This is a genomic window from Flavobacterium sp. LMO6 (assembly GCF_009495795.1).
Classification (GTDB): Bacteria; Bacteroidota; Bacteroidia; order Flavobacteriales; family Flavobacteriaceae; genus Flavobacterium.
Genome location: NZ_WIBH01000012.1, coordinates 73,673 through 95,344, shown reverse-complemented (window position 1 = coordinate 95,344; position 21,672 = coordinate 73,673). Strand labels below are relative to the sequence as shown.

The following is a 21,672-nucleotide window of genomic DNA, read 5'->3' as shown; positions in this document are numbered from 1 at the left end:
CGCCTGAACAAATTGGTGAAACTGCAGCAAAAGTTGGTGTTACATTTGGATTAACGGTAATTGTTAATGTTGTTGTTGTAGCACATTGTCCTGCTGTTGGTGTAAATGTATAAGTCGTAGTAGCTGTGTTGTTTAGGGCTGGCGACCAAGTTCCGTTGATTCCATTAGTAGAAGTCGTTGGCAAAGCTAATAAAGTAGCACCTGAACAAATTGGTGAAACAGCTGCAAAAGTTGGTGTTACATTTGGATTAACAGTAATTGTAACATCTGAAGTACAAGATAAATCTGAAGCAGTCCATCTAAATACATTTGCACCAGTAGAAAGACCATTAACTACGGTATTTGGATTAGTATTAGAAACAAAAGTTCCAGAACCAGAAACAACACTCCATGTCCCAGTTGCTGGTGATACAGCAGCTAAAGTAGTGGATGTAATATTACATAAAGCTTGATCCGGACCTGCATCACAAGTAAATTCTGTAGTAAAACTTCCTGCTTCTATATACACAACACTGTCATAAGTAGCATCACCTACATCAGTAATTATAAGTTTAATATGATACGTTTGACCTGGAGTTAAACCAGTTTGACTTGCTGTTAGAATTCGAGTATTTCCATTTAATTGTGTACCATCAATAGTTCCTAAATATTCAGCCGTTGGAGTATTTTGTACCCATGCAGCATTTGCAGCTAAACAATTAGCCGCACTAGGAGCACCTCCACTTGATCCTACAACACCAGAATTTACCGAGTTAATAGAAACTTCAGAGCCATTTCCTAAACGTGCAATATTTCTAGCATTATTTGAGAATCCTTGACCACCAACAATGCCTGGCCCACTAATTAAAAATCCAAATTTATCATTATAAGTAGAACATTGATGATTTATAAATCCTGAATTATCACTGTATTCTTCTGATCCAAAAACATATCTAAATGAAACCGAATTTTCAACTGGTACAAAATCAAACTCTAAAATTGCACCATTGAAATAATTACTTGCACCAGCTAAAACATCTAAATCTTGAATTATTGGTGGAGCTGGTGTTCCTGTTTGTCTTAACTCTCCAGGTGTCCCAGAAGTATATGCTGTAGCCATTTGTGATGCTCTAGGATTTGAACCTAAAGCAAGTGGAATTGTTGATGTATTTCCTGTAGTTAAAACAATACCATTAGAAAAACCCATTTGTGCCAAGGTAGTAGTTGCTGTAGAAAAATAACCAACTTGGTATCGGGAAGAATTATTATAAACTCCTCTAAATTGAACATTTGAAATTACTGTACCACTAGTTGAAGGAACTAAAACCCCATCTACTAATTGAGTTGGCGTATATAATGTATTATTAATTGTAATTTGAGCAAATGAGTTAAACATACTCAAAGTCAATATAAATGACACTAAAACTATTCTGAAATTTACTTTCATTTTACTAACTTGTTAATTTAAAATTTTTATAGATTTTTTAACTCCATTTTCGCAAACCACGTTTAGAATATAAACGCCGTTTGAAACAGCAATGTTTTTATGAAAAAATTGTGAGGTATTATTAATTTCATTAATGAAAATTATTTTTCCAGTAACATCATATAATTCAACTTTTGAAATATTAATATTACTTTCAATACTTAGCAATCCATTATTTAAGAAGGCTATTACAGAAGTTTCATCTGAAATATTTTCATTAATATCATCTTTATTTAACTTGTAAACAATTTCAAATCTATCCTGAGTACCATCTTCATAAAAGAAATAATCTGACTGGGTTAAATCATGATAAAAGTTTAATTTTTTATCAAATAAATATATTTTTTGGGTGTTAAAAATACCTTCTTTTTTATTTAAACTTATTGTTAACATTGAAGTTGGATTCGTAATTGAATAATTTACCAACACTTTATCCGTTTCAACAAATTCACCTCTACCCTGAATAATTAATTTTTCATTTCCTAAAACAGAATAAAATTTAATTCTGGAAAGAGAATTAATTGGTCCATCGTATGCTTCATCAAAATCATTCGTAGCCTCTTTAATATATCCAATTAGCAATTCATTATATTTCCCATTTGAGTCTAATAAACGTAACCAAAATCTATCTTTTTCTTGACTTACACCTCTGTAAAATTGATTATTACTCGGTATATCTTTTGTTCGTTGAGAATTTGCAAACAATACGGTACCACTAACTTTAGCTCGCACCATAAAACCTTGCGCAGAAGCAATATAACCATTAGGCAATAATCCGTTAGGAGATTGTGAAGAAGCACCTGGCACACCAACTCCACCTGTTAAATTGAAAGAGGCATAATCCGCTTGTTGATAAAGTCCCATTCCAGGATATGGAGTATTTGCTGACCATAAATATACAGTGCCATAAATTTTATCTTGATTATCGTTATAAAAATTTTGAAAATTAATTGCGCCTGGATATGGATTTCCTAGTAATGTGAAGTTTCTAAAAGCATTATGTTCTGTATCGTAATATTTAATAATTGCTGTATAGTCACCATTATTTGAAGTGCCAGAATAATTTAAAGTTATATTAGTTGGTGTAGTTCCTGCTGATGATTTGACTCTAGTAATAAATCCTGTACCTATTGTTGGTTCACTAACTAAACTTCTCCAACCTTCATAACTAAAATTAACACCATTAACACAAAAATCTGGATCCCAATAATATTTTATATCAAATTTTGAATTAAATACTGGAAGAATTGAATTGCTTACTGGTTTAGACCAATAAACATAATCCCATCTTATTTTGTTTCCTGTGTTTTTTGTGAAATTAATATTTGGTGTAGCAATTGGCTCATCATTTAAATCTAATGGATGGTTAACCTGCACTAAATTAGCTTTAGAAGTAACATTAATTGTACCATTATTAAATATAGAATTTACAACATATACATAAGTTCCATTAGTATCGTCAACAATATCAAGTGTAACACCCGACTTAACTGTCATTTGACATGCGTTTATATTACCATTGGTTTGTGTATTGTAATTAGCATTTAAAATAACATGTTGGAAAATAGTTGGAGTACCTTTAGACCATGTAGAACCGTCCCATTTATTTTCAGTAACACAAGTTATTGTTGCAGATGCTGTTCCACAAACTCCATCAAAACGATCAATACAAGTTGTAAGAGGTAATGAAGTTGGTAAACTAGAAGATGACTCTGTAAATGCTCCGGACATTTCTGGTTTATCAATTGAAACTCCATTTGGAGATGCAACAATATCACCATTTCCACTTGTTCCTGTAGGAGTTAGTAAACCTTCAAATTTAATTGATGCCGCAGGAAAATCTACGTTATGTATATTTACTTGAGTTCCACTATATACTGTAAAAAAAGTATTGTTTTTAAAAGTGACATTAAATGTTGGTGAAAAACTTTGATCAAAATAAATATCTTCGCCTCTATCTGCACAACTATTAGTAGTAAAAGAACATGTTGTAAAATTAATATTACAAGTAACACCACTTGTGTTTTTTACACTTATAGCTCCACCATCTGCACTTGCATTATTTGCTTGATTGTTTGTAAAACTAGTATTACTTATATTGACATTTGTTAACGCTCCAGGCTGAATAAAAATTGCTCCTCCTCCATCTATGTTAGAGTTTCCTGCTGCTATATTTCCAGTAAAACAAGAATTATTAATATTTACGGTACCTGCAACTATGCACATACCTCCTCCTGCTTGTGAGGAATTATCATCAAATGTACATTTATTTATAGTTACATTAGCGGTGGTGCCTTCAACTCTTAGTCCTCCTCCATTGAAAGAAGTTACAACATTGTTATTAATACTGCAATTATCAAATACAACCGTAGAACCAACAATTTTATAGCCTCCTCCATAATTGGCAGACAATATACGATTACAAGGACTTCCTGAATTTCTAAATGTTACACTAGTAGCAGCACCAGAAACCAATACAGCACCTTGACCTGCACTACCAATATTAGCGTATACAAGAACTCTATTAAACTCAATTTCAGTTCCAGATGTAATAGAAAGAGCAATTCCATCACTTGCCAAATTATAATTTGTGATAGTTAATTTAGAAATTTTAACATTACTAGCTGAAACTACACCCCATCTATTTACTCCAGATGTACGTTTAAAAACTGTCAACTCTTCGCCTAAACCAATAATTTCTACTGATTTGTTAATATTTAAACCTACTTCATTATATTCTCCATAATCAACAAATATTCTGTCCCCATTTGAAGCTGCACTTATAGCAGCTGCTAAAGTAGCTTTAGGCAATGCTGCTGTCAAACCACTATTTGCATTATTCCCAGCAGCAGTTGTATAAACATCATCAGCTGTAAGCGCATTGTTTACAAAATAATCTGTTGCAAAAGCATTTCCACTTAAAGTAAAAACGAATAAAAATAAACATGTTTTAAGAGAGAGTAATTTTATTTTCATATATTTTAATGATTATTTAACTATTTATTAATCAATTATTCAAAAGTAAATAAAAAAAACTAAGTAGTATTGAAAAAAAACCTTATTTTTGGACTTTAGAATATACACTATATGATCATAGAAGAATGTAAAAAAATCATAGAATCAATGTCTATGAACGAAAAAAGATACTTTAAAATATTTATTAATAAAAATATTTTTGGAAGTCAGAATAAATACCTACTACTTTTTAACATTATTAATAGTAATGATATAATTAATGAAGAAACGTTAAAAAAACATGTAAAAGAACAAGATTATTCTGATAAAAACATTTCATATGATATAAATTATTTAAACAAAATAATTCTTAGATCATTAAATGAATTTCATCATGATAAAACTATAAGTTTAAAACTTCAAAATCATATAAAATCTGTAGAAATTTTATTTTATAAAGGTTTGTATGACGAATGTTTAAAGATCATTAGAAAAGCCAAAAAACTAAGTCTTAAAAATGAAAACGAAATTCTTATTTTAGAACTTCTCAACTGGGAAAAAAAAAGCATGGGATATTCTAAAGGATTTTATGGAGCCATGTCGGTAAATGAAAAAATTGACTCCTATTTTAACTATATAAAAGAGAATAGAGAAATTACGGATTTATATTATCATAGCTACTTTTTAAAAAATAATGTAGGTAAAATGCCTTTTGATAAAATTATTGAAGAATTTGATTCTATTATAGGGAATCCTATTTTTAAAAGAGATGGATTTGAACTCCATTCTGTTCAATCGAAAATATTTTATTTTTTAACTATTGCAAATTATTTTAATATTCTACAAGACAAAGATAAAGAAACCATTAACTTGGAAAAAACCATTGATGTTTTTGATCTTAATCCTTTTTATAAAGAAGAAAATCCTTTAGATTATATTTCTGTTTACACTAGAATTATTGATATTTATAAAAAGAGTGACGATATTACATTTCACAATAAAATTGAAGCTTTACGTAGTTTTGAGAATATTTTAGATTTTCAAAAGAACGTTGCAAAAGAGCGTATATTTTTCCATACACATCACTCTGAATTAGAATTCTTAATCTTTAATAATAATTTTGAAGAAGGAACAAAAATAATGCAAATCGTTATAAAATCTTTAAAAGAAAACAAGTACAATATAGAACCGTATTATTTCATTGGAATCTATTATCAATTTGCTTGCATTCATCTTATAAATAAAAATTTATCTCAAAGTTTAAAATATGTAAACTTAATTTTAAACGAATTTAAACTAGATGAACGACCAAAATCATTCATAAAAACTGAGATTTTAAATATGATTATTCATTATGAATTAAAAAATTACAAATTAGTTCTTCATAATTATAATGCATTCAATAAAAAATATAAAAAAGTGTTTAAATTAAATTATATTGAGAAAAAAATTATTGAATTAATGATTCAAATTTCTGAAAATCCCTATTCAAAAAACGAAACTATTGAATTTAAAAACACGTATAAGAAAATCATTAAAAAAGAAGTTTTAGAAGACAATATTTCAAACAAGATTTACATGAATTATTTAGTTTCTAAAACTAATCCTCAATAACTTTATTTTATATAGTATATTATAAATAAACTTTGTTTTGTAAAAAATAATCGGCCAAAACCAAAGCTGCCATTGCTTCTACAATAGGAACAGCTCTTGGAACAACGCAAGGATCATGACGGCCTTTACCTTGTTGTTCTATAATTTCACCTTTATTATTTAAGACTTCTTGTTTTTGTAATAATGTTGCTACTGGTTTAAAAGCTACTCTAAAGTAAATATCCATTCCGTTTGAAATGCCACCTTGAATTCCTCCAGAAAGATTTGTTTTGGTTGTGCCATCAGAATTGAATAAATCGTTATGATCACTTCCTTTCATTTTAGCTCCACAAAATCCACTACCAAATTCAAATCCTTTAACAGCATTTATAGATAACATTGCTTTTCCTAATTCGGCATGTAATTTGTCAAAAACGGGTTCGCCCAATCCAATTGGTACATTTTGAATAACACAAGTTATGGTTCCTCCTATTGTATCACCTTGTTTTTTTATCTCCTTAATTAGCACCTCCATTCGTTCAGCAGATGCACTATCAGGGCACCTAACTGCATTACTTTCTGTCTTAGAAAAATCTAATTCTTGATAGGGTTTATCTATATAAATTTCCCCTACAGAAGATACAAAAGCATTAATTTTAATGTTTGGAATAATTTGCTTTGCAATTGCACCAGCTACTACTCTGCTTGCTGTTTCTCGAGCTGAACTTCTACCTCCACCTCTGTAATCTCTAATCCCATACTTTTGTTCATAAACATAATCTGCATGACTTGGTCGATATGTTTCTTTTATATGTGAGTAATCGTCAGATTTTTGATTAGTATTTGGGATAATAAAACCAATGGAAGTTCCTGTGGTTTTTCCTTCAAAAATTCCGGATAAAAACTGCACCTGATCTTCTTCTTTTCTTTGTGTAACAATAGCAGATTGACCCGGTTTTCTTCTTTGCATTTCATTTTGAATAAAATCAAAATCTAATGATATTCCTGCAGGGCATCCGTCTATAATACCACCTAAAGCTTCTCCGTGCGATTCACCAAAAGTGGTTAATTTTAATAATTTCCCAAAAGTATTTCCCGACATTACAGTTGATATTTAATGATTCTTATAATACTCACAAAGTTAGTATTTTTGAGTTATTATTAAACTTTTTAAGTCTATATTAAATAGTTACTAAATACTTTTATATATTAGCGTATTCCAAAAATTAAAAAAAATGAAAAAAATAAGTTCCTTACTAGTTCTATTTTTAATTGCTATTTTATACTCTTGTTCTAGCGATGATTCTGATTCAGGTAGCTCTACTACTTTTTCAACTCCTTTAGCAATAGGTAACTATTGGACTTATGATGTAGAATCACAAACTGGAATAAGTAGAGATTCATTATTTATTGATAGTGAAAACACAATAAACAACAATATTTACAAAGTTTTTAAAACAAAAAATGATGTTGCAACTGGATTTTATTCATCAACACTCAGAAATAATTCACTAAGAGAATCTAATGGTAAATTATTATTAACAGGAGATTTAGCAATTGCAGCCAATCAAACACTCCCTTTTACGATAGATTTATCGTTAAATGATTTTATTATTTTTGATAAAAATGCTTCAAATAATCAAACTTTAAACGCTTCACCAAAAGCTGGAACTATAAATGAAACCGTAAATGGTTATCCTTTATCTATAAATTATTCTTTACAAACTTATGGAGGAGAAACGCTTACTAATTTTACTTCTCCAGATGGAACTCTTTATACAAATGTAAAATCTACTAAAATAAAATTAAACTTAAATATAACTACAGTTATTACGGTTTTAGGATCACCTCAAACTATAACAGCTTTAGCGCCACAAGATGTATTAATTTCTACTTTATATTTAGCAGATGGAATTGGTGTTGTTTACGGAAATACCGTTACTTCATATACAATTAGCAGTTTTATTGCAAATGAATTACTTGTGCCTGAAACCGATACACAAACACAAGACGAATTTTTAGACACTTATGTAATTAATTAGTCTTAAAATACTAAATATTATATCATAAATATGAAGATAGATTTTAAATTTAATTTATCCATAAACAAATCTTCTTCTTTTTTTACATACAAAGAATTGTAAGCTTTTTCTAATTGATAGTTTTGGCACAAATTTTGTAAATAAAAGGCTATATTTGTAAAAATTTTTTAAACATGAAGAAATTAATTTTATCAGCTTTTATGCTATTAGGTTTAGCATTCAGCACACAAGCACAGGACATTTCTAAAAACGCGTTAGGATTACGTTTAGGTGATAACGATGGTTTTGGAGGAGAAATTTCTTACCAACGAGGAATGGGGTCTAACAATCGTTTAGAAGTAGATTTAGGATGGAGAAACAGTAAAGATATTGATGCTTTTAAAATCGTAGGTTTATACCAATGGGTATGGAATATTGATGGTGGTTTTAATTGGTACGCTGGTGTTGGTGGTGGTATAGGAAGCTGGAGCGTTAACAATGACGGATTTAAAGATAGCGGAAGTTTTATATTAGGTGCCGGAGATATTGGTATTGAATATAATTTTCAAGAAGCTCCAATTCAATTATCATTAGATTTTAGACCCGAATTATATTTTGGTGGAGATTATGCCGATTTTAGAGACGGATTTGGTCCGGATATTGCTTTAGGAATCAGATACAGATTTTAATTATAATTCAAAAGTCCCAATTTAATTGGGACTTTTTTTATTCAACAATTATTTTATTTCCTTTAGGAATTAATGCAATACAATATGGCGTAGTAATTACTGATGTAGCCATTTCTCCTTTTTTAGGTCCAGTTTCTTTCTTCTTTACAATAATGGTATTATTATCATTTACAATAGATTCGATAGTAATTTCATAACCACCTGAATTTTTCTGACCTTGATTTAAAACCAATACGTTTTTCTTTTTAAAGTCAACTTTTAAAAAATTAGCAAATTGAGTTTCTTCTAATTTTAAAGATTCGATAAATTGAATATACGATTCATTATCTTGAATTACCATATGTCCGGCATTTTCAGAACCACCTATTTGGTTATTATAAATAATAGTAAAAGTGGTATCCATAATTTTTTTAGGCGGACTACATGAAATTATTAAAAACAAAAAAGGTAAAATTTTGATCATTATTTCGAATTTAAAGCTTTAAAATACACTTGTTCATATAAAGGTAATATGTTTTGAATATCAAAAAGTTTAGCTGTTGCTAAAGCATTCTCTTTAAACTCAGCTAATTTGGTTTCATCTTTAAGTAAAGCAATTGCATCTGAACTCATTTTAGCTATATCGCCAACATTACTTAGATAACCCGAAAAACCATCTTTATTTACTTCTGGCAATCCACCTGAATTACTAGAAATTACAGGAACCCCACAAGCCATTGCTTCAAGTGCTGCAAGTCCAAAACTTTCGGTTTCTGAAGGAAGTAAAAACAAATCAGAAAAACATAAAATCTTATCTATTTCATTACTATTTCCAAAGAAAATTACTTTATTTTGAATACCTAATTGTTCGCATAAATATTCTGCATTTTCTTTTTCTGGTCCTTCTCCAACCATCATTAATTTTGAAGGGACCTCTTTTTGGATTTCAAAAAATATTCTAACAATATCTTCAATTCGTTTTACTTTTCTGAAATTAGAAATATGGGTAATAATTTTTTCATTTTCAGATGCCATTAAAGAACGATGACACGGAATATTTACATTTATTTCCTCTTTATTTAATTCAATAAAATTTGGAATAACTTCAATTTCATTTTTTATATCAAATAAACGATACGTATCATCTTTTAAACTTTGAGACACACTTGTTACTATATCTGATTTATTGATGCTAAAACTTACTGCTGGCTTATAAAAAGGATGATTTCCAACTAATGTAATATCGGTTCCATGAAGTGTAGTTACCATAGGAATATGTATTCCTTCGTCGGCTAACATTTGCTTTGCCATATAACCTGCATAGGCATGTGGAATAGCATAATGAACATGTAGCACATCTATTTTATACAATTTCACCATATCTACTAGCTTACTCGAAAGTGCTAATTCATAAGGTTGGTAATGAAATAATGGATATTCGGGAACGTGCACTTCATGATAATGAACATTCGGATTCAATAAAGCTAAACGAACAGGCTGGCTGTACGTAATAAAATGGATTTCATGACCTCTTTTGGCTAATTCTAAACCAAGTTCGGTTGCCACAACTCCACTTCCTCCAAAGGTTGGATAACAAACAATTGCAATTTTCATTTAAGTTAATTTTGAAATAAAATTACCATTTATAAAATTGGCAACTCTAAAACATTTGTTAAAAATTATTTTTTAAAAGCCGCTTCGTATGTAGCAATCCAATCGGCTACTGTGATTTTTTTTACTAGTTCACCAATCAATTCAAACGGAATATTTTCAGGCTTTTTAATTCGTATGCAACTTTTTCCTATATCTAATTTTTGCTTAGAATATTTTGGATATTCCGAAACAAACCAATTGTATAATTCAGGTTGAGCATAAATTCCCATATGATAAAAGTTGATGCTATTTTTTTGACTAGCAAATGACATAAACGGTAAAGGCAGTTTTGAATCACAATGATAACCAGCAGGGTAAATAGTATGTGGCACAACATATCCAACCATTCCATAACTAATACATTCTTGAAAGCCTTCTGGAAGGTTCTCTAAAATTATATTCCTTAATTTTTGCAACGCTTCTCTTCTATCTTCTGGAGCTTCGTTAATATACTGTTCTGGTGAATTTGTAGCTGATGTCATACTTATTCAATAATTGCTTCGTAAATTACTTTCTGAATGTTTTCTCTTATATTTTCTTTAGACAACTTATTACTCGCATTAGAATCGGGAAAAGTTCTATTTGATAAGAAAACATACACAATTTCTTTTTCTGGGTCTGCCCAAGTCATGGTTCCTGTAAATCCAGTATGACCAAAACTCGTTAACGAGACACAGCCACAAGTTGGTCCTTCATTTCCTAATTGCGGTTTATCAAACCCAACTCCTCTTCTATTTCCTTCTTTGCAGAAATAACACGTATTAAATTTATTAAAAGTATTTTCTGTAATATAAGTTCTACCTCCGTAGGTTCCTTTTTGAAGATACATTTGCATTACTTTTGCAACATCTAAAGCATTTGCAAATAAACCAGCATGACCCGAAATTCCTCCTTGCATTGCAGCAGCCATATCATGCACATAACCTTGCACTAACTGATGTCTAAAATAAGTATCATTTTCGGTTGGAATAATTCTATTTGCATTTATTTTTCTCAACGGATTATACATAATAGAACTAGCACCAAGCGGCTCGTAAAAGTTAGTTTGAGCTAAATATTCAAGAGATTTTTTATGATGTAATTCTAAATATTCTTTAAACAGAATAAAAGTAAAATCGCTGTATTTGTATTGCTTTTTAGGCAATAATTCACTTTCTAAAATAGTTTTAATTATAGTGTCGTTATATCCTTTCTTTAAAAACAAATTATCGGCAACATGAATAGGAAATTCATCAGAAAATTCGCTTCTATAAAAATGAGTACTTGGTCTATTTAAGCTATCTAAAGTTGCTTTATAAAATGGAATCCAAGGCTGAAAACGTGCTTGATGCGTTAACATATCTAAAACAGTGGCATTGGCTTTATTTGAATTTTTAGCTTCAGGCAACATGCTTTTTAATTTAGTTTCTAAAGTCAAATGTCCTTGATCAAACTCTTGCATTATATTTGGCAATGTAGCCACAATTTTTGTTAAAGATGCAATATCATAAACATCTGTATTGTTTACTTTTTGAGTGGCTTCATAAGTATGATTTCCGAATGATTTTTGATAAATTACCTTTCCTTTTCTGGCTACAACAACCTGTATTCCAGGTGTCATTTTCTTAGAAATGGCATAGTTAGCAATCGAATCTATTTTAGTTAAAATTTTCGAATTCATACCTACATTTTCAGGAATTTCAAATCCTAAACGCTTCACTTCTAGTGTTTCAATTCCTTCATTAACTTTAAATTCATCATCTATAGAAACAGGTAATTTTCCCTTTGCTCCCATGGCACCAAAAATAATTTGAGGAGCAATCGTTTGTGTTATATCGTTATTTTGATACGCTACAATAATTGTTTCAATTTCTTCAAAGTTTTTTAAGTTTGTTAACGAGTAAGGTTTTGTAAAACAAGTTAAAATAACGTCGTTTTGTTTTGCAATTTGATTAATCCAAAGCATTTCTTTAAAGTTCAAATTGTGATTTCTCCACGCACCATCTTGTTTGTGATAACCTATAATTACTTTCGTAAAATCTTGTAATTGAACTAAAACAGAATCTAAATTTTTATTTGAAATTTCAGTTATTGAAGCATAATTTCTCAAATTAGCCAAAAACGTATCTGAAGTGTCATTTCCTAATTTTATATAGGCAATTTTTTCTTTTTCAATATCTCGAATCGGAATTAACTTATCATGATTTTTTATAACAGTTATTGCATTTTCATAAAGTTTATAATTTAAAGCATCAAATTCAATTGCATTCAAATCTTTGTATAAATTATCCAAAACAATTGGTTGATAGTTGTTTAAATTGGCTTTGTATTTATAAATTAAAATTTTCTTTACCGAATACATTAAGCGTTCTTCAGTAATAATTCCTTTATCAAAAGCTTCTTTAAATTTTTTAATGGCTACCGGAACATTTTCGGCAAATAGCAAAACATCATTTCCAGCTAAAAATGCTTCTAAATCAATATCGCCAGGCTTTTTAAAATTACTTGCACCTTTCATATTTAATGCATCCGTAAAAATTAAACCTTCAAAATTTAATTCTTTTTTTAATAAATCGGTTACAACAGCATATGAAATTGAAGTAGGATAATTTTTTCGAGGTTCTAAACTTGGTACATTTAAATGCGCCACCATAATACTCGATAATCCATTTTTAATTAGTTCTTTATATGGAAACAATTCTACTTCATTTAATCGTTTTCTATCAAAATTTACAACAGGTAAAGTATGATGAGAATCGGTTGAAGTATCGCCATGACCTGGAAAATGCTTTGCAGTTGCAAAAACTCCTTCGTCTTGTAATCCTTTCATAAGAGCCAATGCTCTTACAGTAACATTATCTTTAGTTTCTCCAAATGAACGATTTCCAATTATCGGGTTTTTAGGATTGGTGTTGATGTCTACCACTGGAGCAAAATTAAAATGAATCCCAATTCTTTTTGATTGTTTTGCCATTTGATTTCCGGCTTTTTCAATCAATTTCATATCTTGAACAGCACCTAATGTCATGTTCCAAGGATAACGATAAGTAGAATCTAAACGCATACTCAATCCCCACTCTGCATCAATTCCAACAAATAATGGCACTTTAGCTTTTGATTGATATCTATTGGTTAAAGTAGCTTGACGAACTGGCCCGCCTTGAAAAAATATTAAACCTCCAATTTTATACTCTTCAACTAATTTATCGATGGATTTATTATGAGCTTCGTCTTTATTAGAATAAGCAGCTACCATAAACAGTTGTCCGACTTTTTCTTCAAATGAAAATTGATTATAAACACTATCAACCCATATTTTTTGAGCAATTTCTTTTGAATTTACCTCAGATAAGGAAGTGTTTTGAGAGAAGGATATAGATATTGAAACTATTGAAAAAAATAGTATAAAAAAATGTCGCATAAATAAAAGTTTGATTTTTTGTACTAAGAACTAAATCTATGCCAAATTACTATATTTCTCTTTTAAATTAAAGGGTGTTAGGTTTATTTTATGAAGAAAGTTGTTAACGACATTAATTGTTCTGGAAATTTGTCAATTTTAATTAAAAAAGATTATTGTAAAAGATCAATATGTCTATCATGATAACCTAACAAATAAAGAACACCGTCTAACCCAATACTAGAAATAGCACTTTGAGCATTATCTTTAACTTTTGGTTTTGCATGAAAAGCAATACCTAAACCAGCTAAATTTAACATTGGTAAATCATTAGCACCATCACCTATTGCAATAGTTTGACTAATATGAATACCTTCTTTCTTTGCTAATTCTTTTAATAATTCTGCTTTTTTATTTCCATCAACAATTTCGCCAATGTAGCCTCCTGTTAAAGCTCCATCTTTAATTTCTAATTGATTTGCAAAAACATAATCGATACCTAATTCTTTTTGAAGATAATTACCAAAATAGGTAAAACCTCCTGAAAGTATGGCTGTTTTAAAACCATATGCTTTTAATGTGTCTATAAGTCTTCTTGCTCCTTTAGTAATTGGCAAATTAAGAGCAACTTCTTCTAAAACATCTTCTTTTAAACCTTTTAAAAGTTGCATGCGTTGTTTAAAACTTTCGTTAAAGTCTATTTCGCCTAGCATAGCAGATTCTGTTATAGCTCTTACTTGTTCTCCTACTCCTGCTAGTTCGGCAAGTTCGTCTATAACTTCCGTTTGAATTAAAGTAGAATCCATATCAAAACAAACTAAACGTCTGTTTCTTCTATAAATATTATCTTCTTGAAAAGCAATATCAACATCTAAGTCTCTTGAAATTTGCATGAATTTTTCTGTAAATTCAGACTTATCTTTAATTATTCCTCTAATTGATAATTGAATTGATGCTCTAGGATAATCATCTTCTTTTACTAAGGAAGATCTTCCTGTTAAACGTTTTATAGCATCAATGTTTAGCTGTTTGTCTGAAATTACTTTTGTTACTTCAGAAATTTGTTCGGCAGTTAATTTTTCTCCTAAAAGAGTAACTATATAACGATCTTTTCCTTGAAGCCCAACCCAATTTTCATAATCTTCAAGAGAAATAGGTTTAAACTTGGCTTTAATTCCAAGTTCATACGATTTGAATAATAAGTCTTTTAAAACAGCAGCTGATTTTTTTCCAGATTTGATTTGAAAAAGAATTCCTAAAGATAAAGTATCATGAATATTTGCTTGACCAATATCTAACACTTTAGCATTGTATTCTGCCAAAACAGCTGTTAAAGATGAAGTTAATCCGGGTTTGTCTTGTCCTGATATATTTAATAAAAAAATATCGCTAGCCATAATGTTTTAAAAGTACGTTTAATAAGAAATATTTACTAAAAAAATCTATTGTGCCAACTTTCGCAAGCAGGAACTTCCCAGAAATCTTTCCATTCACCTAATGTATTTAATAAATTATTAAACACAATTGTATTTTCTGAAACGGCTTTTTCTTTAGCTAATTTTTTAAATTCTAATAAGGGTTTAAATGCAACGTGTTCACCTATTTTAAAAGTCACGTTCATTTTATCTAGTAAATCAACATTGTATTTTTGCTCTAAATTCTGAATTAACTGAACTGACGCATCAATAGAACAGCCTGTAGCTGCTTTTACTTCTTGGTTAACAGCAATTATTATGAATCGATTATAACGAGTAACAAATGACGATTCAAGATGTTCTCCATGAGAAGTCCAGTTTTCTAAAAAAAGTTTTAATTCTGTTTCAATTTCCTGAATTTCTTCATCAGAGAATTTTCTATTCGACTGATAAATCCATATTTTAGAATCTTCTGGTAAAGTATCAAATGGTACAAACATGATTATTTTTTTATGATATCAGAAACAATTTTGTATGATATAAATTGACCTAATTTAGCATCAAATAATTCCATTTCGTAATATGTAACATCTACAGCATCAGCTACTTTTAAAACCTTATCTGTTAATAAGAAAGCGTTTTCAAAATTACTTAACAAGATGAATTGATTTGTTTTTCCAGAATCTTCTTTGATAATAAAAGTTATAAATTGTTCTGATTTGATTTCTGAAACTTTTCCAGAAACTTCAAATTGTTCATCAGCATCATTATCTTCTTCCAAATCATCTAACATAAATTTAAAAACAACAGGACATCTTAATCCCATTTTTTTTCCAACTTCATATCCTAACTCTTCCATTTTTAAATCGTTAGAAATAATGTCTTTTCCATAATGTTTTTCAACATCTTTTTCATAAGCACTAATACCTTCTAACAAACAAATTCCAATTGTTAATTCGAAATTTTCTTTTGTAATTTCTTGTTTTTCAGCACAGCCACAAGCTTTTTCAGCTAATTTTTCAGATAACTGCTCTTTTGTTAGTTTTTGAGCAAAAGTAATATTTCCAACAAGTACTAATAATAATAGTATTTTTTTCATTTTAAGTTTTTAATTTATATGTTTTGTGCATTTGCAATTATTTCTGCAATATCTAACACTTTAACTTCGTTTTCTTTGTGGGCAAATTTCACTCCATCTGTCATCATTGTATTACAATAAGGACAGCCTGTAGCTATAATATTTGGAGTAGTTTCAAGAGCATCTTGTGTTCTTAAAACGTTAATTTCCATATTCCCTTTTTCAGGTTCTTTAAACATTTGAGCTCCACCAGCTCCACAACATAAAGCAGAACTTTTACTTCGTTTCATCTCAACAATTTGTGCACTTGTTTGAGATAATATTTCTCTTGGAGCTTGGTATTCATTGTTAGCTCTACCTAAATAACAAGGATCATGAAAAGTAATACGACTGCCTTTATAAGTATCTTTATTAAAATCAATACGTCCTTCTTTTAAAAGCTGTTGAATAAATTGAGTGTGATGTAAAACTTCATAATTTCCACCTAAACTAGGATATTCATTTTTTAAGCAATTAAACGAATGAGGATCGCAGGTTACAATTTTCTTTACTTCGTAAGCATTTAACAATTCAATATTCATTAAAGCTTGCATTTGAAACAAAAATTCATTTCCAGCTCTTTTTGCAACATCTCCTGTACAACTTTCTTCTGTACCTAAAACTGCAAAATTTACATTTGCTTTATTTAAAATTTTAACAAAAGCTCTTGTAATTTTTTTTGCTCTGTCATCGAAACTACCAGCGGAACCTACCCAAAATAAAATTTCAGGTTGTTTTCCTTCGGCCATCATTTCGGCCATTGTTGGTACAATTAAATTTTCAGACATAATATATACTATTTATGATAGTTAATGTAAAATTATTCGTTTACCCAATTTAAACGATCCATTTGATTGTATTGCCAAGGCGCTCCATTGTTTTCAATATTACTCATCATATTGTTTAGCTCCATTGGTGCCGCACTTTGTTCCATTACCAAATAACGACGCATATCAATAATAATTGATAACGGACTAATATTAATAGGACATTCTTCAACACATGCATTACAAGTTGTACAAGCCCATAATTCTTCTGGCGTAATGTAATCGTTTAATAAAGATTTTCCATCATCTACAAAAACACCTTTATTTAAGTCGATATTTCTTCCTACTTCCTCTAAACGATCACGCGTATCCATCATAATCTTACGAGGCGATAATTTTTTACCTGTTTGATTTGCCGGACAAGAAGAAGTACAACGACCACACTCGGTGCAGCTGTAAGCATTTAATAATTGTACCCAATTTAAATCTTGAACATCAGAAGCTCCAAATTTAGCAGGAATTGCATCTGGATTTGCAGGAGCTGCAAAAGGATCTGCTGTTGGGTCCATCATTAATTTTACTTCATTTGTAACACTTTCTAAATTGTTTAATTTCCCTTTTGCATTTAAGTCGGCATAAAAAGTATTAGGGAAAGCTAATAAAATGTGTAAGTGTTTAGAGAAATATAAATAGTTTAAGAAAACTAAAATTCCTGCAATATGCAACCACCATGCAGCTCTTTCAATAATAAAAACTAAACTTGAATTTACTCCATTAAAAATTGGTGCTATAAATTGTGAAATTGGAAAACTTCCATGAGCACTATAATCTTTAAATCCTCCTGGAACATTCTGCAAATGAAAATCCGCAGCATTCATCAATAAGAATAACGTCATTAATACTACTTCAAAATATAAGATATAATTGGCGTCATTACTTGGTTTACCTTTTAAATCAGTACTTGTAAAACGAGCTAATTTGGTAACATTTCTTCTAATCCAAAAAATAACAACTGTAATTAAAACTAATAAAGCTAAAATTTCAAATGTACCAATAAGTATATTATAAAATCCGCCCATAAAAGATAACACTCTATGAGTACCAAAAAGTCCATCGATTATAATTTCAATAACTTCAATATTAATTACAACAAAACCTACGTATACAATAATGTGTAAAAAACCAGCGATTGGTCGTTTTACCATTTTAGACTGTCCTAATGCAACCATAGTCATATTCTTCCATCGTTCAGAAGCATTATCAGTACGATCTACATCGTGGCCTAATTTTATATTACGAATTAGTTTTTTTACATTAATTGCAAAATAACCTATACCAATTGCTAAAAGCAATGCGAAGAAAATATTATCTAAAAAATTCATCGTATAAAATTTATTTTTTTATTGAATCATTAACTGGTGCAACATAAGGTTTGTTTTTCTTTCCAAAAAGAGAAACATTTACGTATCGCGTTGGATGTAGTCTTACATCTTGCAATAACAATTCTAATTCTTTAGAAGTATTAGTAAAGTTAGTATACATAGCATCGTCTTTCATTAATTTACCCATTGTTCCTTTACCACTATCAATGTCAGACATGATTTTATCTACATTAGCTAATGTTTTTTCTAAATTTTTAACCGTTTGCCCTAAGTTAGCAGAAGCAATTGAATCTGAAATTTTTGAAAAATTAGCTGTTGTTTTATCTAAGTTAGTCAAGGTAGAATTTAGTTTGTTCTTGTTTTCTGCCACTAAACCATTAAGATTTTTGGAAACCTCACTAAATTCAGAAAGGGTTTTATTTAATTCAGATATACTATTTTTAAGATTTTGCTTCGTTTTTTCGTCTAAAATATCATTTACGTTTGCAAACAATACATCAGCATTGTCTAAAAGTTTTTGAACTTTAAATTGTAAAGGTTCTAGCTGTTGTGCTAAAGCATCTGTAATTCCTAACTTACTACTAGCTTTTAAATAATCGCCTGTTTTAATATAATTTTTATCTTGGAAATTAGGTTTAATGGCAATTTGTCTTCCTCCTACTAATCCAGAATCATAGATTTCAGCAATACTAGAATTAGAAATTGGAAAATCGGTATTAATTTGCATTTCTACTAATAACTTTCCATCAGGTTGAATGGTAATAGCGTTTACTTTACCAATTGCTAAACCGTTTAAAGTTACTGGAGCCGAATTTACAAGTCCGGCTACATTGTCATAAACAACATAAACGCGTGTACTGCTTTCAAATAAGTCTTTTCCTTTTAAAAAATTATATCCCCAAATAAATAAAAATATAGATACAATTACTAGAACAGCGGTTTTAATTTCTTTTGTTAGTTTCAAAACATTATAATTTTTAACAAAAATAAACTTTTATTTTATTTTATTGCGTCGGTTACGTTTATTTTTATTCCATCTTTATAAGCAACAATAAAAGCAGTTGAATAACCTTTTTGTTTGGCTTCTTCTAATTTTTGCTTGGCATCATTGTAATTATTTTCTAATGCATAAAAATATTTATAAAGACTTCCCGTAAATTCTACTGAAATTGGCTTTAATCCCTTGAAATTTGAAGGTGTAGTTTGCAATTCTTTTGAACTAGCTGCAATTTGAATTTTAAACAAAATACCTTTTTCATTACTCTTTTCAACCTTCTTAGGAGTTTCTTTACTAACAATTTCTTCTTTTGGTTCTACAACTTTTACATCTTCTTTTACATTATCAGTATTTGATGGGTTAAAGAATTCATTTTTATAATCTAAGATAGAACCCGCAATAGCTTCGGCTAATTTAGCTTGGCCTGATTCTGAATTTAAAAATTCGCCTTCTTCTTTATTAGAAACAAATCCCATTTCAATTAGTACTCTAGGCATGGTTATTTGTCTTAAAACTAAAAAACCTGCTTGCTTTACACCTCTGTTTTTACTATCTGTTTTTTTTGTGAAAAATTGTTGTACTCTACCAGCTAATTCTATACTTTGATCTAAATGTTCTTCTTGAAGTATAGAAATTCCTATAACAGATTCAGGAGAATTCGGATCAAAACCATCATATTTAATTTTATAGTCGGTTTCCAGAGTAACCACCTCATTTTCACTTTTTGCAACTTCTAAATTGGATGCATTACGAGTAATACCCATTACATACGTTTCATTACCTGAAGCCGATTGATTTTTATTTGCATTACAATGCATGGAAACAAAAATACTTCCTTTAGATTTGTTAGCAATTGTAGCTCTTTGCTGCAACTCTATAAAAACATCCGATTTACGTGTATACACGACTTCAATTTGTGGATCTTTTTCTAGAATAGCACCTACTCTTAGCGCTGTTTGTAAAGCAATATTTTTTTCAATATTACCATGATAAACAGCTCCGTAATCTTTTCCACCATGACCTGCATCTAAAATTACTTTAAATTTTTGTGTTTGGCTATACCCCGATAAAAAAAGCATTGTGGAAAATACAAATACAATTTTATTCAACATCTTCAATTAATTTTTAATTTGTGAATTTAACAATATAAGCCGTAGTAAAGCCTTTTTTCTTTGCTTCTTCTAGTTTTATTTTACAAGTATCATAATCGGTTTCTTTTCCGTAAAAATACTTGTATATTTTTTTCTCTTTTTCAAAACTAATAGGTTTTAAACCTTTAAAATTTGAAGATTTTGTTGCAACTTTTTTACTAAGAGCGCAAATTTGAACTTTGTAATAAACTTTATTAGAATTTGAATTATTACTTTCAGTTGTGTTAGAGTTATTATCTAGCGTAGATGAATTATCCGAAGATGTTTGTGTTTGAGTTTCTCCTTCGGAAACAGTGTTATAAAATTTGTTTTTATAGGTAATAATTGCATTTGAAATTGAACTAGACATTTCTTCCTTTCCTCCTTCAGAACTAATATAACTTCCTTCTTCAGGATGAGAAACAAAACCCAATTCTATTAAAACTCCAGGCATTACCGTTGCATCTAAAACCCAAATAGGCTGCTGTTTTACACCTCTAGAATAACGATTATTTTTTGAAACAAAATTATTTTCTATATCAGACGCTAATTCAATACTTTGATTTAAAAATTCTTCTTGCAAAATTTTCAACCCTAATAGCGTTGCCGGATTATTAGGATCAAATCCTTTATATTTTTCATTGTAGTTTTCTTCTAAAAAAATTACCCCATTTTCTTTTTTAGAAATATCTAAATTAGTATCAGTTCTAGACATTCCCATTACAAATGTTTCAGTTCCTTTTGCCGCTGTACTTTTTACACCATTACAATGTACCGAAATAAATAAATTGGCTTTGGCCTTATTTGCAATATTAGCCCTTTCTCTTAATTCGACAAAAACATCTGTTTTACGAGTATATATAACGGTTATATCTTTGTTTTGTTCTAATATTTTACCAATTTTTAATACAACAGCTAAAGCAATATCTTTTTCTTTAATATTTCCCCTCATTGTTCCTGGATCTTTTCCTCCATGACCGGCATCTAAAACAACTTTAAATTTTGTTGAATTTTGAGAGAACACAAGAGTTGAACTCAAAATATATAAAAGAAAAAGTAAGGATTTGATGTTTATTTTATACTTCATAGATAATATCAGTCTTTTTATAAGTTATAATTTTATTAAAACA

General features: G+C 29.5%; 18 protein-coding genes. 3 read left to right on the top strand and 15 right to left on the bottom strand.

All coding sequences use genetic code 11. The features are described from left to right. Positions 1 to 1,426 (bottom strand): choice-of-anchor L domain-containing protein (locus tag GFJ99_RS11980; RefSeq protein ID WP_238990967.1); only part of this gene is annotated, 1,426 nt, incomplete at its 3' end. A gap of 12 nt (positions 1,427 to 1,438) precedes the next feature. Continuing rightward, complete coding sequence (locus GFJ99_RS11975) at positions 1,439 to 4,441, bottom strand: T9SS type A sorting domain-containing protein (protein ID WP_153209107.1); 3,003 nt, start codon at positions 4,439 to 4,441, stop codon at positions 1,439 to 1,441. 153 nt (positions 4,442 to 4,594) lie between these two features. Here GFJ99_RS11975 and GFJ99_RS11970 point away from each other — a divergent pair, with 153 nt between their 5' ends. Further along, positions 4,595 to 6,034, top strand: coding sequence for a hypothetical protein (locus GFJ99_RS11970; RefSeq protein ID WP_153209105.1), 1,440 nt, complete (start codon positions 4,595 to 4,597; stop codon positions 6,032 to 6,034). A gap of 19 nt (positions 6,035 to 6,053) precedes the next feature. Here the strand turns inward: GFJ99_RS11970 and aroC are convergent, their stop codons facing one another. Then, positions 6,054 to 7,115, bottom strand: coding sequence for a chorismate synthase (gene aroC, locus GFJ99_RS11965; RefSeq protein ID WP_153209103.1), 1,062 nt, complete (start codon positions 7,113 to 7,115; stop codon positions 6,054 to 6,056). Between the two features lie 133 nt (positions 7,116 to 7,248). Between aroC and GFJ99_RS11960 the strand changes: the two genes are divergently transcribed. Both GFJ99_RS11960 and GFJ99_RS11955 read left to right on the top strand, forming a co-directional pair. Continuing rightward, positions 7,249 to 8,055 (top strand): hypothetical protein, encoded by an 807-nt coding sequence (locus GFJ99_RS11960; RefSeq protein ID WP_153209101.1) that lies wholly within the window; start codon positions 7,249 to 7,251, stop codon positions 8,053 to 8,055. Positions 8,056 to 8,228: 173 nt separating this feature from the next. Further along, on the top strand, positions 8,229 to 8,723 hold the full coding sequence (locus tag GFJ99_RS11955; RefSeq protein WP_153209099.1) for a hypothetical protein: 495 nt from the start codon (positions 8,229 to 8,231) through the stop codon (positions 8,721 to 8,723). A 37-nt stretch (positions 8,724 to 8,760) separates the two neighbouring features. Here GFJ99_RS11955 and GFJ99_RS11950 read toward each other — a convergent pair whose 3' ends face one another. From GFJ99_RS11950 to GFJ99_RS11895, 12 genes are all read right to left on the bottom strand, one after another. After that, positions 8,761 to 9,186, bottom strand: coding sequence for a protease complex subunit PrcB family protein (locus tag GFJ99_RS11950; protein ID WP_153209098.1), 426 nt, complete (start codon positions 9,184 to 9,186; stop codon positions 8,761 to 8,763). Then, positions 9,186 to 10,316 (bottom strand): N-acetyl-alpha-D-glucosaminyl L-malate synthase BshA, encoded by a 1,131-nt coding sequence (gene bshA, locus GFJ99_RS11945; RefSeq protein WP_153209096.1) that lies wholly within the window; start codon positions 10,314 to 10,316, stop codon positions 9,186 to 9,188. The genes GFJ99_RS11950 and bshA overlap by 1 nt, the downstream gene beginning before the upstream one ends. Before the next feature lie 65 nt (positions 10,317 to 10,381). Next, positions 10,382 to 10,837, bottom strand: a complete 456-nt coding sequence (locus GFJ99_RS11940; protein ID WP_153209093.1) for a DUF1801 domain-containing protein — start codon at positions 10,835 to 10,837, stop codon at positions 10,382 to 10,384. A gap of 2 nt (positions 10,838 to 10,839) precedes the next feature. After that, a complete protein-coding gene (locus tag GFJ99_RS11935; RefSeq protein ID WP_153209091.1) occupies positions 10,840 to 13,755 on the bottom strand; it encodes a glycoside hydrolase family 3 N-terminal domain-containing protein in 2,916 nt (971 codons plus the stop codon). A 152-nt stretch (positions 13,756 to 13,907) separates the two neighbouring features. Further along, positions 13,908 to 15,131: a phosphoserine phosphatase SerB gene (serB, locus tag GFJ99_RS11930; RefSeq protein WP_153209089.1), complete on the bottom strand. Its 1,224-nt coding sequence runs from the start codon at positions 15,129 to 15,131 to the stop codon at positions 13,908 to 13,910. A 35-nt stretch (positions 15,132 to 15,166) separates the two neighbouring features. Continuing rightward, positions 15,167 to 15,649, bottom strand: a complete 483-nt coding sequence (locus GFJ99_RS11925; protein ID WP_153209087.1) for an ABC transporter ATPase — start codon at positions 15,647 to 15,649, stop codon at positions 15,167 to 15,169. Positions 15,650 to 15,651: 2 nt separating this feature from the next. Beyond that, a complete protein-coding gene (locus GFJ99_RS11920; RefSeq protein ID WP_153209085.1) occupies positions 15,652 to 16,248 on the bottom strand; it encodes a hypothetical protein in 597 nt (198 codons plus the stop codon). A gap of 14 nt (positions 16,249 to 16,262) precedes the next feature. Beyond that, entirely contained in the window at positions 16,263 to 17,054 is a 792-nt protein-coding gene (locus GFJ99_RS11915) for a (Fe-S)-binding protein (protein ID WP_153209083.1), read from the bottom strand. 32 nt (positions 17,055 to 17,086) lie between these two features. Continuing rightward, complete coding sequence (locus tag GFJ99_RS11910; protein ID WP_153209081.1) at positions 17,087 to 18,415, bottom strand: (Fe-S)-binding protein; 1,329 nt, start codon at positions 18,413 to 18,415, stop codon at positions 17,087 to 17,089. Positions 18,416 to 18,425: 10 nt separating this feature from the next. Then, positions 18,426 to 19,379 carry an MlaD family protein gene (locus tag GFJ99_RS11905; protein WP_008257177.1) on the bottom strand — a complete coding sequence of 318 codons (954 nt, stop codon included), beginning with the start codon at positions 19,377 to 19,379 and terminating at the stop codon, positions 18,426 to 18,428. A 35-nt stretch (positions 19,380 to 19,414) separates the two neighbouring features. Next, on the bottom strand, positions 19,415 to 20,491 hold the full coding sequence (locus GFJ99_RS11900; protein WP_238990105.1) for an N-acetylmuramoyl-L-alanine amidase: 1,077 nt from the start codon (positions 20,489 to 20,491) through the stop codon (positions 19,415 to 19,417). Positions 20,492 to 20,537: 46 nt separating this feature from the next. Beyond that, a complete protein-coding gene (locus tag GFJ99_RS11895; protein ID WP_238990106.1) occupies positions 20,538 to 21,629 on the bottom strand; it encodes an N-acetylmuramoyl-L-alanine amidase in 1,092 nt (363 codons plus the stop codon). Positions 21,630 to 21,672 lie beyond the last annotated feature (43 nt).